Origin of the sequence: Sphingobacterium sp. UBA2610 (assembly GCF_002339225.1) — a bacterium.
Classification (GTDB): Bacteria; Bacteroidota; Bacteroidia; order Sphingobacteriales; family Sphingobacteriaceae; genus Sphingobacterium; species Sphingobacterium multivorum.
In genome coordinates this window covers 13,492-27,269 of record NZ_DDKA01000031.1, presented here as the reverse complement: position 1 = coordinate 27,269, position 13,778 = coordinate 13,492, and the positions used below count along the sequence as shown (strand labels likewise).

General features: G+C 36.5%; 12 protein-coding genes. 3 read left to right on the top strand and 9 right to left on the bottom strand.

Annotated features, from left to right (window positions below):
* Positions 1 to 7: 7 nt before the first annotated feature.
* The gene (locus B4Z47_RS20680; protein WP_286727830.1) at positions 8 to 1,303 is read right to left on the bottom strand and encodes a glycosyltransferase; all 1,296 of its coding nucleotides are present in this window, start codon (positions 1,301 to 1,303) and stop codon (positions 8 to 10) included.
* Positions 1,304 to 1,769: 466 nt separating this feature from the next.
* On the bottom strand, positions 1,770 to 2,795 hold the full coding sequence (locus B4Z47_RS20675) for a hypothetical protein (RefSeq protein WP_286727829.1): 1,026 nt from the start codon (positions 2,793 to 2,795) through the stop codon (positions 1,770 to 1,772).
* 146 nt (positions 2,796 to 2,941) lie between these two features.
* On the opposite strand from B4Z47_RS20675, the gene B4Z47_RS20670 reads away from it, so the two are divergent.
* On the top strand, positions 2,942 to 3,940 hold the full coding sequence (locus tag B4Z47_RS20670; protein WP_286727828.1) for a hypothetical protein: 999 nt from the start codon (positions 2,942 to 2,944) through the stop codon (positions 3,938 to 3,940).
* A gap of 26 nt (positions 3,941 to 3,966) precedes the next feature.
* On the opposite strand, the gene B4Z47_RS20665 is transcribed toward B4Z47_RS20670, so the two are convergent.
* A complete protein-coding gene (locus B4Z47_RS20665) occupies positions 3,967 to 4,980 on the bottom strand; it encodes a glycosyltransferase family protein (RefSeq protein WP_286727827.1) in 1,014 nt (337 codons plus the stop codon).
* Positions 4,977 to 5,732, bottom strand: coding sequence for a glycosyltransferase family 2 protein (locus B4Z47_RS20660; RefSeq protein ID WP_286727826.1), 756 nt, complete (start codon positions 5,730 to 5,732; stop codon positions 4,977 to 4,979). The genes B4Z47_RS20665 and B4Z47_RS20660 overlap by 4 nt, the downstream gene beginning before the upstream one ends.
* Before the next feature lie 357 nt (positions 5,733 to 6,089).
* Here B4Z47_RS20660 and B4Z47_RS20655 point away from each other — a divergent pair, with 357 nt between their 5' ends.
* Both B4Z47_RS20655 and B4Z47_RS20650 read left to right on the top strand, forming a co-directional pair.
* The gene (locus tag B4Z47_RS20655; protein WP_286727825.1) at positions 6,090 to 6,755 is read left to right on the top strand and encodes a glycosyltransferase family 32 protein; all 666 of its coding nucleotides are present in this window, start codon (positions 6,090 to 6,092) and stop codon (positions 6,753 to 6,755) included.
* A 31-nt stretch (positions 6,756 to 6,786) separates the two neighbouring features.
* Positions 6,787 to 7,746, top strand: a complete 960-nt coding sequence (locus B4Z47_RS20650) for a glycosyl transferase family 90 (RefSeq protein WP_286727824.1) — start codon at positions 6,787 to 6,789, stop codon at positions 7,744 to 7,746.
* Here the strand turns inward: B4Z47_RS20650 and B4Z47_RS20645 are convergent.
* The 5 genes from B4Z47_RS20645 to B4Z47_RS20625 form a co-directional block, all read right to left on the bottom strand.
* A complete protein-coding gene (locus B4Z47_RS20645; RefSeq protein WP_286727823.1) occupies positions 7,741 to 8,850 on the bottom strand; it encodes a glycosyltransferase family 4 protein in 1,110 nt (369 codons plus the stop codon). The two genes, B4Z47_RS20650 and B4Z47_RS20645, sit on opposite strands and share 6 nt — an antisense overlap.
* The gene (locus B4Z47_RS20640) at positions 8,847 to 9,872 is read right to left on the bottom strand and encodes a glycosyltransferase family 9 protein (RefSeq protein WP_286727822.1); all 1,026 of its coding nucleotides are present in this window, start codon (positions 9,870 to 9,872) and stop codon (positions 8,847 to 8,849) included. The genes B4Z47_RS20645 and B4Z47_RS20640 overlap by 4 nt, the downstream gene beginning before the upstream one ends.
* A gap of 3 nt (positions 9,873 to 9,875) precedes the next feature.
* On the bottom strand, positions 9,876 to 10,481 hold the full coding sequence (locus tag B4Z47_RS20635) for a DUF4254 domain-containing protein (protein ID WP_286709668.1): 606 nt from the start codon (positions 10,479 to 10,481) through the stop codon (positions 9,876 to 9,878).
* A gap of 207 nt (positions 10,482 to 10,688) precedes the next feature.
* On the bottom strand, positions 10,689 to 12,167 hold the full coding sequence (locus B4Z47_RS20630; RefSeq protein ID WP_286727821.1) for an NADH-quinone oxidoreductase subunit N: 1,479 nt from the start codon (positions 12,165 to 12,167) through the stop codon (positions 10,689 to 10,691).
* Between the two features lie 6 nt (positions 12,168 to 12,173).
* Positions 12,174 to 13,775, bottom strand: a complete 1,602-nt coding sequence (locus B4Z47_RS20625; protein ID WP_070561247.1) for a complex I subunit 4 family protein — start codon at positions 13,773 to 13,775, stop codon at positions 12,174 to 12,176.
* Positions 13,776 to 13,778: the final 3 nt, after the last annotated feature.

Below are 13,778 nucleotides of genomic sequence, written 5' to 3'. Positions count from 1 at the left end.
GGTATTTTTATTCCTCCCAGATATAGGTCTTGTTTTTACCGAAGACTTTATTTGTAAAGTTTTTAAGCCTTAACTTCCATTTAACAACCTTTGTTCTTTTTAAAGCATCTAATTTACTTGTAAGAATCGTGTTTTCTTGCTGAAGGTTAAAAACCGTTTGGTTTATATCCATCTTAATTTTGGGTACGCAAAATTGATAAATATAATCTAATCTGTTTTTGATAGCTAGTCCTATATTTTCCGGATCTAATCGGTTTTTTACTTCATTTTTGGCTCTTTCTCCTATGCAAGTCCTAAAGTCTTTTTCATTAAACAACTTTAACATCAGTTTACTTGCATATTCAACATCAGGATCTGCCCAATGTGTCTCGGCATTTTCAGTATAGACATAATTATTTTTAGTTGATATTAGTTGATACGGGACAAGACAACTATTTTCAAAATTCATAAAATCTAAATTACCAGAATAGGCGGTCGCAATAACAGGCTTACCTAGAGACATTGCTTCGGCTAAAGTCAAACCAAAACCTTCGGATCGATGTAAAGAAACGAAAACATCACAATTATTAATCAACGCGTCCAAGCTTTCTCTTGGTAGAATTTCTTCGATTAAGATGATGGCCGGATTTGTTCTTATCCGATTCTTTAATTTTTCTCTCATTTCCTTGAACTTATCTCCAACAGATGTTTTTATGATTAAAACAGCTTGTGTATTGTTTTCACCAAAGGCCTTTTCGAAGGCTGAAATAGTGGAGTAAGGATTTTTTCGCTCTAATATACTGTGATAATCGAACATTGAAAGAAAAATGAATTTTTCTTTTGGAAGATTAAGTTCTTCGCGAGAAAGTTGTGTAGTCGGGATTTTAATGGAGTGCATAAACCGAAGTACCGGCTTGTTTGAAACTTGGGCAATGGCATTTTGACAGAAATTACTTGGTACCCAGATTTCGTCTAAGATTTCAATATAATCCTGAAAGTCTGTCGGGAAATAATCTAACTCCCATGCCCAAAAACCAATGTTATATTTCCCCTTCAAATAGGATTTATTATTTGATGAAATTACTTTTGAAAAATTGTCAAAATTTATCTGTATCAGATTGACCGAATATGGATTTTCATCGATAATCTCAATAGAGTTATTACGTTCTTCTTTGATATCAGGAGATATCTCAAATTTGACATCATTGATAACATAAGGGATATTGGCACTTTTGATAGAACGGATATTGCTCCGAACGGCCTCACCTAGTCCAAATTGTTTGTGAATATAACCAAGAATATTAATTCCTTTTGCCTCTGACATGTATGATTTTTTTGTTTTATGAACATATAAATATGTCATAGTTTGTATTTACTAATGAATATTTATATGTTGTACAATTTTTAAATGAATTAACAAGCTCGCTAAGAACTAAAAAAGTAGTATTTCTACACGATAAAACTATCAATATATAGAAATGCTAAAAATAAAAAGACATTGTGTAATAAATGTAAACGTTTTTAATCAGATTTTGCCACATATATAATGAAAATCATTTAGAGGTAGATTAGTATATATGTTAATTTTTAACTTTTATACATCGATTTTCTAAGCTTATGCAGCCCGTTTTACTACTGAATCTAGCCTTCCTGTTGAGACGAATCTAGTATTTTAACCTGCTGCTTTAATTTTTTAAAAAGTTGAAACAATAGTACGGGATAGTCAAAAAAAAAGCATTTGCTAATATGTATATTAAAATTATTGATTGATATATGTATGTTATGCCAGACTATTTTTTTGGCAATGAAATGGGATCGAAATCCTTGGACTTTAAAACAAATTTTATCCAATTATCTAATGCATACTTTTCTTTAATCCTTTTTGGTAATTTCTTGTAGGGAGTATGATAAAATTTTAAAAATTCTTGAGGAGATTGATTGTTCCAAATGAGAATGTTATTAGGGTCATAAAATTCATAATTTTCTATATCTTTATTAGTCGTAATCAGCTTTTTTTCATAACCAATGGATTCAAAGATACGGAACGATAAACCAGATTGGCTTTGTATTTGCACATCGATTAATAATGACGAGGCCAAAACATTTCGCAGATTTTCTTGATAATTAGTCATTGATGATGTTGTTTTAAACCCTAAGTTATAGGCCTCTTTTATTTCGTTTTTGTTTTTCGAATAAATAATAAAATTGAATGGAAACAAAGCAGATTCCAATGTGTTTTTAATTTCAGTTAGAGGTATAATTTTATCTTTTTGATAAGAATTGATGGAGTATGCGCTTACTGTTTCTATATAATTTAAAGACGAAACAGTGTGGGGAAGATAAAAATTTGTACAACCAAAAACATTAAGTTTAGATTTTAGATCTATTGGGTCGAAAACATAAAAATCGGTGAAATAAGGAATATAATCGGTGACACCCGCATAACGATCAATGCCATCCCAATGGTAACCGACTATTTTATTGAATTTATTTTTGACTTTTTTAAAGAAATCCAACGGAAACAGATCTGGACGAATGAATAATGCATAATTTAAATTAGGATATTTATCGAGTTCTTCGATTAAATTTTCTGATATTACCTTGGAACGAATTGTCGATTTATATTTTTTATCCTTCAGAAAAGTTTTACGTACTAGGTTCACAATCCTAGTTGAAAGATTAGGGTATTTAAAATTATTATTTATTTTAGAGAGATCTACCACATGATATCCAATCTTGGTAAGCTCATCCTTTATTGCATCTGAAAAACCAAAATCCTCAGGAGCACCAAAGACTAATGTTGTTCGTTCTTGCATTCTTTTAACTTTGAAAACGGACTTGAATGGGTAAAATACGATAACATCTTATATAAAATATCTAGACGTTGACAAAGTTACGATTTTATTTTATTCTGTTTGATTCAAACGGTAATTTTGGAATTCCATCAGCTAAAAAGAATAGGATGAGCGATCGAAAAAAAAGAATTATTCTTGGAATGCCAAGAACGTTCAGTATTTATAAGGTATTGATAAGTAGGCTTGACCAGCTCGGATTTGAGGTGATTGATATTAGCTATGATGATGATGTTTTCAAGTACCGAAATCTTTGGGATAGACTTGTTAACCTGTATCGGAAAACAGTCCTGAAAGACAAAGGGTACAAAAATAGATTGAAGTTTAAGGCATTGGGAGAAAATGTGATGCGGTGCTTGCAGACGATGAAACATCCGACAGATTATTGCTTATTGATTCGACCTGATATTTATCCCGAGGAAATTATTGATCAAATAAAGTCGAAGACAAATAAATTGATCGCTTATCAATGGGATGGCATTGATCGATATCCGGCAGTAAAGCGACTTGTCTCAAAGTTTGATCGCTTTTTTGTATTTGACCATAAAGACGCCAATCGGGAGGATGATAGATTCATTCCAACTACCAATTTTTATTTTGGGCATTTCAATAGGCGTGAAGTAATACCAAAAAAATCTTCTTTCTTTTTTGTCGGAACTTTTATGAAGGTAAGGTGGTCGCAAACTAAAGATGCTGTTGACCTTATTGTGCAAAACAATGGTACACCTAATTTCTATTTATATACTGGAGAGCGGGATTTGCCGGGCGAGTACCAGTTAGCGGGTATCACATATATTAGTTCTCCTTTGGCCTATGAAGAAAATATTCATTTAGCGTTGCAGAATGAAATCCTTGTCGACTTTTTAGTGGATGCTCATAGTGGATTGTCTTTTCGTGTATTCGAAGCAATTGGATACAGTAGAAAGCTGATAACAAATAATAATGAAGTTAAGAGTTATGATTTTTATCACCCGAATAATATCTATGTTTTGGATAATGATGAGCGCACTTTAGGTGAATTTTTGAATGCTCCTTATGCTGAAATTCATCCAGAAATAGTGGATAGATATAATTTTGATAATTGGATATTTCGGATTTTGGAGAATTAAAACAGTATTTTAATCTGGTATACTCCCTAATAGCTGGAGATCATATTTTTAGATTCAAACGTCGAAGAAATTCCAAAAATATGATCTACCCAATGATTAAGGGAATATTTTTGATATAAGCTTGTCGGTATTCTCTGATATGACAAGGTGAAAAATTGATTTTCAATATTGGAAAGATCGTCATTAACAATCAAAAAGTTTTCTGGTTTATAAAAGTCATAGGTCTGAATAGATTGATTATCAGTTATAATCTTTTTTCCGAGAGCCATCGCTTCAAAAATCCGAAAACTTAATCCAGCCTGTCCTTCGCGCATTAAATCGATGATAACTTTGGATTTTTTATACTCTTCTAGTATTTTTTCATTATTTATTGGCTTTTTCCGGAATTCTATGAGCGTTGAACCAACCGGTCTTAATATAAAGTTACGTAGTTTCTCTTTCCATACTTGTTTTCCAACTACAATAATCTTACTCCGTACTTCCAATGCAGATAGACGAACCGTGAGTTTGCGAAGGAGCTTAATACGTCGTTTATCATAGGAAGTAATGTAGAATAAATCATTTTCGATTTCTTCGGCCTGAATGGGTTGTTCTGAAAGATAGTTGTAGTTTGTTATCTTTTCAAAGCCATATTTTTTTACATCTTTGTCCTCAAATGAGTAGATCTTATCAAATAACTTAAGACGGTCCTCTACAGGAAAACGCTCCAGGTTGTCATAGAGATAAGAAATTAAGTAAGGTGTATATGATTTGATCTCTTTGATGGTCTGATAATCTAATGTATGGGGATTTAGAACGAGTATCTGATCTTGGGGACCTAGTTTTTTCAGTGTATTTACTACGTACTCCTGACGTTTTACATGTTTGATGTTTTTATTCAGAAAAATTTTGCTGATTGCATTAGAAGCCCGCTCACCGAAGTTTTTGTATTTATAGGCACCCATATTGATATGTGATGCATCAATACCCTTCTCTTGTAATTTCTTAACAATGTGGTGGTCGTAATTCCAGTAATCAAAGCTTATAATGCAAATCTTCATTTTTTTTCTTCTCTTTTCAATGACTTAAAAGTTTCATGTACACTGAGACTCTGTAAGTAGCAAAGTTGGTATCCTCGTCGCCCATCTAATATTCCTAGTTTCAAAAAGTATGCCTTAAAAAATTTAAAGGACACTTTCGCCAGATGACTTAAGAGTGAGTACCGCTTATTTTTAGCGTATAGTTCTTTCCCTTTAAGCTGACCATAATGGACCATTTTTTCCTTGTAACTCGCGTAGTCTGCGAAGGAATAATGCCATATCTTGTTTTTTAAGCTACCAATCGTGCCATTAACCAGTAATGTCTCGTGCACCTTTTTTTTGGTGTCGTATGTTGCTTTACTTTTTTTGAACAGACGGAAATTCTTATCATTTTGTGTTCCCGAAAAATTAATGCGTTCGCCACAAAAGAAAAATAAACGATACATGTAATACGCGTCTTTTGCTTGCGGATCGTTTATTGTCGATAATATCTCCGTTTGGCATGCTGAAGTCAAACGCTCATCGGCATCCAAAAAAAGCACCCAATCGTTATTCGCATAAGTCAGGGCCAAATTGCGCTGTTTGGTGAAATCCTCAAATTTGTTCTGATAAATTTTCACTTTGGGGTGCAGACCGGATAGCTCAACCGTTCGATCAGTACTGAATGAATCCAAAACGATGATCTCATCTGCAAACTCCATGCTTTTGAGGACTTCTACTATATTATCCTCTTCATTGTATGTAATGATTAAAGCGCTTATTTTTTGACTCAAGGTATACGATATAATTGAAAAATTGGACCATACGCTATTGTAACGTGAAAGCTCACTTATTCGTTACAATTTAGTTGAAAAAATGACATTTAATGTTTTCACAATGTAGATCACCGAGGTGGGCTTTATTGCTTTGTGACAAATATATTACATATTTTTTGTAATAAAATATAAAAAAAATGAAATGTTTGTGAAGTGAATAGGTATTGTTCTGATTAACACTAGACGATTAACTAAATATTAGAAAATACGTGTTTGTAAGGGATATATCGTTATTTTTGCATGTTTTATAGTTTTGAATTTATTTTTACATCACTATACACGCTGTTTATTACCATAATTTAATTTTTATTCCAAGTGGCGATTCCAAAAGTTATCTATCAGACTTTTAAGACCAATAAGATACCCTTGTTGACAAAGTTTTATATTTGGCGATTTCTAAAACGAAATAAAGGCTATACTAGACAGTTTTTTGATGATGCACAAATCGATACGCTCATTAGAGAAAATTTTGATCAACGTACTTACGAGGCCTTCGCGCGGTTGCAGATCGGTGCCGCTAAAGCGGATTTTTTTAGATATGCGGTTTTGTATGTTCATGGCGGTATCTATTTAGATTTAGATAGTGATATTATTGGCGTTTTGGATGAAGTGATTAAACCAGAAGATACGGCGGTTATTACGCATGAGAAGAATAGAAGTCTTTATGCACAATGGGCATTGATCTACGATAAAGGACACCCATTCCTGAAAAAGACGATTGAATTGATCGTACGAAATATCGAGGAAAATAGATATCCACGTGATGTCCATCAGATGACAGGACCAACGGTCTATACGGAAGCAATAAATCGGGTTTTAGAAGAAGATCCTCAGGTTGCCTATCGTCGTATTACCGACGATTATCAAGGACTTTTGAAGTTCAAGTATAAACTAAGTAAGATTCTGATTTATGGCGATCGCTCACTACATTGGAAAAAAATGCAGCTTCGTGTACCTGTGGTCAAACCTAAGGACGATTAGATAGCGACAGCTCTTATTTCTTATATATGCTATGAAGTTGAATTTCAAGAAGATCTTTTTAAAAAATAAGAATGTTAAATTCTTTTATTATTTAAGTGTATTCGGACGACAGCTGAGACCAAAGTTTCTGCTACGGAAAAAGGCCTCGGTGTTGCTGAACAGAGATTTGACCCAGCAGCCTGAATGGGTTCGGTTCCGGATAAACTATTATAATAAACTAGCTCCGCAGCGGTCTTTGTCAATCGATGCAATTCCGATCAAAGATTATAAGATGCCCGAGAATATTCGTGTTTATTATTTTGATAGTAAACAATTTCTTGATTATTTTAATCAGCAACTGAAATTTCAGATCCTTCCAGGTGATATTATTGCTATTCCGGATAAACCTGCCTTAGTGAAAAGTAGGCCAATCGCAGGTGACAATGCCAACTCGGTATTGTTGAACCTGGATAAGAGCCGGCACTTTAACTTTATTACCGACCATATTGCTTTTCGGAAGAAGAAAAATAGACTTGTTGGGAGGAGTGAGTTTGCACAGGCACATCGGGAACTATTTTTTCAACAATACCATAATCATCCATTATGTGATTTAAAAAGAGCGTTCAAGTCATCTGATCCGGATTATCTTTCTATCACAGGGCATTTGTCTTACAAATTTATTCTTGCCCTGGAAGGGAATGATGTTGCAACCAACTTAAAATGGATCATGTCGTCAAATTCCATCGCTGTCATGCCGATGCCGACATATGAAACCTGGTTTATGGAGGGAACTCTACTGCCAGACCATCATTTTATCTGTATTAAAAGTGATTATTCGGATTTGGAAGAAAAGCTACAGTTTTACATCGATCATCCTGAGGCGGCCGAAAAAATAGTAAGACAGGCTAACGCTTATGTGAAATTATTTTTGAATCAGGCACAAGAAAAGTTTGTTTCTCTTCATGTATTGAAGAAGTATTTTATTTCAACGGGCCAATCGATCAACTTATAAGCTGGCGTAAATGTTAGCCATTTGTTTGGCAACATGTTCATCATTAAACTTCTGCACAAAGTCCAGTCCCTTTTCGATCATTTCATTGCGCTTGGATGAATCGACAAGCAGCGTCGCTATGGCATGCTTTATCTCTGCAATATTTGTAGGGTCAATATAGCAAGATGCCGGCCCCCCAGCTTCTGGGAAGACGCCCATTTTACTGGTGATCACAGGTGTACCAGAGTAAAGCGCCTCTATAATAGGAATGCCAAAGCCTTCATAAATTGAGGGATAAATGAAAATCGTTGCCGATGCATAGAGAATGGCCAATTCTTCCATCGCTAACCCTTGGAAAAAGAAGATCCTATTCTCCATGTTGTTATGTCGGATATAATCCATGATCTCTCGGTGATAGCGAGTTGGTTTTCCTACAATAACAAGGGGAATATCGATGTCTTTAATCGCTTTCACTGTTGGTAAGATATTCTTTCTCGGTTCAATCGTTCCAACATTTAATAGAAAATCCTTTGGTAATTTTAACTTGTTTCTAAGTTCCGTCTTCTGCTCTTCAGTTTTGATAGTTTTGAATGATTCATGACATCCCTGATAAACGACATCAATTTTTTCTTCGGGTATATGAAAGAGTTCGACAATATCGTTTTTAGTACATTCGCTTATGGCAACGATACGATCAGATGCCTCGCAGGCATGCTTGAATTTCTTCTTATAAATCCAACGATCAATTGGATGATAAAGTTCAGGATGTCTCAAAAAAATTAAATCATGAATGGTAACAATAGATTTAATATGTGCCTTTGCTAAACCTAATGGAATTTCACCAGACAGTCCATGGTAAATATCAACTTTATCTTTTTTCAAATCCCGAACAATACGTTGATTACGCCAGAGATTAGGCCAAGTAGTGTTGATAAAACCCTGTGGCAACCGGATATTTTTTTGAGATGCTGGTTGATTGATATATTGATCACCAGTTTTTGGTGTATATTTCAGATACTCATTTTCGGGAGCATACTTTTCGAGTATACGAATGAGGTCGCGACTATAATTTCCCAGACCGGTTTTGTTTAAGAAATAGCGTTTTGCATCGAATCCTATTTTCATTCTATTGCTCTTATTTTTTCAATCACCATTTCTGATGTAATTAAATCGATCGCCTCTATACCATCACAGTTACACGGCTTATTGCCGTACACCGAACTCGGTCTATTGGGGTGCTCAACTTGGATGCAATCTGTTAGCTGCTGCCCATAACCTGTGAATCCAGCATAAGGATGCGTTGCTCCCCACAAAGAAAGACACCTTACGCCCATTAACGATGCCATATGAAGTCCGGAAGAGTCCATACTGATTATGAGATCTAGGTTCGAAATCAAATCCAGTTCCTCCCGCAGCGAGAATTTGCCTATGGTATTATAGGTGTTGGGAAATCGCTCGGTCCAGTTTTGGGCAATTAGGAACTCTTGTTCGCCACCGCCGAACAACAAAACATCGTAGCCATTGTGCGTGAGTTCGTCTATCACATTTTCCATTTTGGTTTGAGGGAAAATCTTATAATGATGTTGTGCAAATGGGGCAATGCCAATTTTCTTTCGATCGAAATTCGCGAACATATTAAATGCAGCTTTGGGTACATCCTGCAAATTAGGCGCCAAGTTGTTACTGAGCTCAAATTTGAAGCCTAATGCACGAAATACATCTGCATAGCGCTCTACGGTTAGTTTCAGTGGAACTTTAATCTTGTTGTTTTCCCGGGTTAAGGCTTTTTTTTCTTCCCGCCCTTTGTCAAGCTGCTTTACTTTTACGCCCGATAAGGAAAATAATAGATCAATTACACGCGAACGCAAATTGAAATGTAAGTCCGCAATAGCATCTGCGCCGTACTGTGCTAGCTCTTTCTTTAGCCTGACCAAACCAAAAAAACCTTTATGAATTGTTTTGGGCTCAATGGCGTGAAACCGTATGTTTTTTATTCCATCAAAAAATGGTGCAAAGAATTGCCTGCTGACCATAATAATTTCTACATCAGGGTACTGAATGCAGAATTCTTTCAATACGGAGGCAACCATGGCAACATCACCCATAGCTGAAAATCGCGTTACTATGATCCGTTGCGGTAAGGACATGTTTTATTTTCCTGAAGAATATAGGACAGGGTTCAATGAAGGGTCGTTATACATTTTCATCTGTTTATAAACCTTCATGTATTTGTCGCCAGATGCGATTGCGGTCATCAATTCATCAATACTTTTGGACAAATCTTTCCGTTGTTCCAATAAAACGTTCAGCTTTTCTTGGCAGGAAATGATATGTGCTTCGGAAGCATCTGTGCGCAATGTTTCCTGCTCCATGTGGTAGATTTTTAACGCCAGAATGGAAAGTCTATCAATAGCCCAGGCCGGACTTTCAGTATTGATTGTTGCTGTAGGGCTCGCCTCTATATCTTGAAATTTTTGTAGAAAATAACTATCAATATACTCTACGGTATCTGTGCGGTACTGATTGGATTCATCAATACGTCTTTTCCAGTATAAGCCTTCTTGGGGTTCAATTGAGGGATTACGTACCACATCTTCCATATGCCATTGCACCGTGTCAATCCAGCATTTTAAATAGAGGAGATGTTCCAGGGATTGTTTGTCATACGGATTTTGGATTGGATGATCAATCTGGTCGTATACGTGGTAATCCTGGATAGCACGCTGAAAAATTGGATTTGCTATTGCACTAATCATGGTACAAACTTAGATAAATTGCTTTTTATATGCAATTTAATTGCGCTTTACATAAAAAACAATTTATTGGTCTCTCCTCAACCGTAGATAATACTTTTATTGAGGAAATATAAAATATATTATGGAGTTATTCTTACTATTCAACGCAGACATTAAGGGAATGAATTAGACGATAGACTTATTAAAATGAAAGAAGTTTCCTGTTTTCTAGAATGCCGAAAGTAATAAATCAGGAAAGATACCTAAGATCAATACGGCTACGGTACATAAGATTCCAATACACAAGAGTACCATATTGAACTTAACTCCTGGAGATCCCGTATTTTCTCTTAAAAATGCATTCAGTGGTATTTTAAAATAATAAAATAGGGAAATGACAGATGTCAATGCACCAACTAGGAGCAATGCCAATAAACCAAAGGATTGGAAGTTTTGGTATTGTTCGAACACTTTGGAAAAGACCAAAAGTTTTCCAACAAAACCTGCAGTAGGGGGTAGCCCCACCAAAGCGATTAAAACAATTGAAAAGGAGGTGAACAGCAGTGGGTACTGCTTTCCTAAGCCGCGATACGATTCAATTGAAGTATTTTCTAAACTAGCTTCCAAAGCATCAATAAAGATGAATACCGCAATATTCATCAAAGCGTATATGGATAGATAAAATAACAGCACATTTGATTCATTATTTTGATAAACCAATACAGCCATAAGAAGTATCCCCGTATGACCAATAGAAGAATAGGCCATCATCCTTTTGGCATCGTGTTGGCGTAAAGCGGCTAAATTACCAATCAGCATCGTTGCAATGGCGATCGCAATAATCACATAAGTCAAGAAATCACTAAAATAAAAGGACACGTTAAGCCAGGCTGAAAGTATCTTGGATAATAGCACAACAACAGCAATTTTGGGTACTGTAGCGAGATAGGTTGTAATCACTGTTGGGGCACCCTGGTAAACATCCGGACTCCAGACATGAAAAGGGAAAAAACTCAGTTTGAAACCAATACCTGTCAACAAAAATAGTAAAGCAATGCTGATCATGATCTGGGGTGCTTCCATCAAGCCGGCAATGTGGCTTGGTGCATCAAAATTCAGGTTTCCCGTGAAACCGTATAATAAAGACAAACCATAGAGCATAACCGCAGCACAGATGGATCCGAACAGTACATATTTTAAAGCAGCTTCCGATTGAACTTTTGTTGAAGAGAAATAGCCAACCATAATATAGGAGCTGATCGAAACTGTTTCCACTGCAATAAAGATCATCAACCAGTTACTCGACATAGTCAGCAGGTTCAAGCCAAGGGTTGCGGTCAGTAGTACGGCGTATAGGTCACCTAAGGGGCGGTCTTGATGGCGTTGTTGAATGAATATACAAATGAGAATTGTTGACAACAGGATAATCAAACGTGCGGCTACAGCAAATGCATCAATATGGATCATATCAAAGAAGCCTGTTGCCTCTACCTTACTGAGTCCCTGGCCCACAAGGTAACAACCACTGAGCAATAGCCCAATGAGGGTGATGACAAAAGAGGTATGCTTCCAGTGTTTGTCAATAAAAAGACTAGCGAGGATAGTACCAATAAAAGTGACGATCAATGTCAGTTCGGGCTTAAAATAAGGAACGCTTACGATAATCTGATCGATGAAAGAACTGATATATGGACTAAATGCAAGCATGCTGAATTAGATAAATTGTTGGATAAAACTCACGAGATTCAGAACACTGGCATTTAGGTTGTTAAATACTAATGCCGGCATAATTCCAAGTAATAGCGCAAGCGCTAGGGTAGGAAATAAGATCACTTGTTCCCGTAAATTGACGTCTGTAAGTGCATTACTCCAGGAGTCTCCGCCTTTTAAGCGAATTTGTCCAAAGAACATGCGTTGCAGTGTCCAAAGTAAATAGGCTGCACTTAATAGGATACCTATGGATCCCGCTAGTGCCATCCAGCGCGGTAATCCAGTTCCTATACTCGCGGCATTGAAGGAACCGATAATGACAAAGGCTTCGCCAATAAAAGCTGAAAAGCCGGGCAGGCCTAGGGACGCAAAAAATGCGACAGCGACATAACCTGTGTATTTGGGCATAATTTGAGCTAGGCCACGGAAACTATAGATATTTCTGTCGTGTACACGGTCATAGACCACGCCGACAAGGAAAAAGAGTGCCGCAGATAAGAATCCATGCGAAATCATCTGAAACATGGCGCCAGAAATACCTTCTGCAGTCAGCGATGCAACACCAAGCAGCACAAAGCCCATATGTGAAACCGATGAATAGGCAATCATTCGTTTCAGGTCTTTTTGTGATAAGGCATTCAAAGCCCCATAAATAATGGAAACAACACCGATTAACCCAAGCCACCAATTGGATAAGGCTGCCATATCGGGAAAGATGCTGTAACAGATACGGATGATACCGTAACCACCAATTTTGAGGAGAATACCGGCAAGAATAATAGATACTGGTGTTGGCGCTTCAACGTGCGCATCCGGTAGCCAAGTATGTAGCGGAACAATGGGTACTTTAATGGCAAAGGCAAAGAAGAGCACAATGAAACCGACCAGACGAGCGGAAATGCCCAAAATCTCCTGATAACCTTCCCAGCCGAAAATAGAACCCTCAAGATAATTCTGTGGATTCATCATATAGATCATGTTGAAGGTATGTGCTCCAGTCAAGGGGTTGATTACTGAAAAATACAATCCGACGATAATCAACAACATAAATACAGACCCGAATAGGGTATATAAAAAGAATTTTATAGCTGCATATTCGCGTCTTGCACCCCCCCAGATACCGATCAAGAAGTAGAGTGGCAGTAACATGACTTCATAAAACAAATAGAATAGGAAGAAATCCAATGCGCAGAAAATCCCCATAACGGCCATATTAAGTACCATGAGCAAGGCAAAATATCCCTTCGGACTTTTCTGAATATTCCAGGAGGCACCTATAGCCATCAGCATAACGAATGCACTCAGCAATAACAAGGGCATGGAGATCCCGTCAATACCAATAAGATAATCAATTTCTAGTTTTCCTATTGATCCTAAATCTAACCGGATCCAGGAAAGCTGTTCAACAAATTGATAGCCCGCTAGATCTTGGACTCCTGTTTTGCTTGCATCAAATTGTGCATAACATATTCCGGCCAGTACAAATTGTATTGCTGTGAATGCTAAAGCAATATATTTGTAACTCGATTTATAGCGTGTTGGTAAGGCGAGAATGAGCGCCGTAGCCAATAGCGGTAAAAATATCAATAAGGATAGAATAGGCATTTC

Bases quoted from the DNA above. Each gene is read 5' to 3' on its own strand.
- B4Z47_RS20640 (WP_286727822.1), bottom strand. From the start codon at position 9,872: ATGTCCTTACCGCAACGGATCATAGTAACGCGATTTTCAGCTATGGGT.
- B4Z47_RS20670 (WP_286727828.1), top strand. From the start codon at position 2,942: ATGAGCGATCGAAAAAAAAGAATTATTCTTGGAATGCCAAGAACGTTC.
- B4Z47_RS20635 (WP_286709668.1), bottom strand. From the start codon at position 10,481: ATGATTAGTGCAATAGCAAATCCAATTTTTCAGCGTGCTATCCAGGAT.
- B4Z47_RS20625 (WP_070561247.1), bottom strand. From the start codon at position 13,775: ATGCCTATTCTATCCTTATTGATATTTTTACCGCTATTGGCTACGGCG.
- B4Z47_RS20630 (WP_286727821.1), bottom strand. From the start codon at position 12,167: ATGCTTGCATTTAGTCCATATATCAGTTCTTTCATCGATCAGATTATC.
- B4Z47_RS20665 (WP_286727827.1), bottom strand. From the start codon at position 4,980: ATGAAGATTTGCATTATAAGCTTTGATTACTGGAATTACGACCACCAC.
- B4Z47_RS20645 (WP_286727823.1), bottom strand. From the start codon at position 8,850: ATGAAAATAGGATTCGATGCAAAACGCTATTTCTTAAACAAAACCGGT.
- B4Z47_RS20675 (WP_286727829.1), bottom strand. From the start codon at position 2,795: ATGCAAGAACGAACAACATTAGTCTTTGGTGCTCCTGAGGATTTTGGT.
- B4Z47_RS20680 (WP_286727830.1), bottom strand. From the start codon at position 1,303: ATGTCAGAGGCAAAAGGAATTAATATTCTTGGTTATATTCACAAACAA.
- B4Z47_RS20650 (WP_286727824.1), top strand. From the start codon at position 6,787: ATGAAGTTGAATTTCAAGAAGATCTTTTTAAAAAATAAGAATGTTAAA.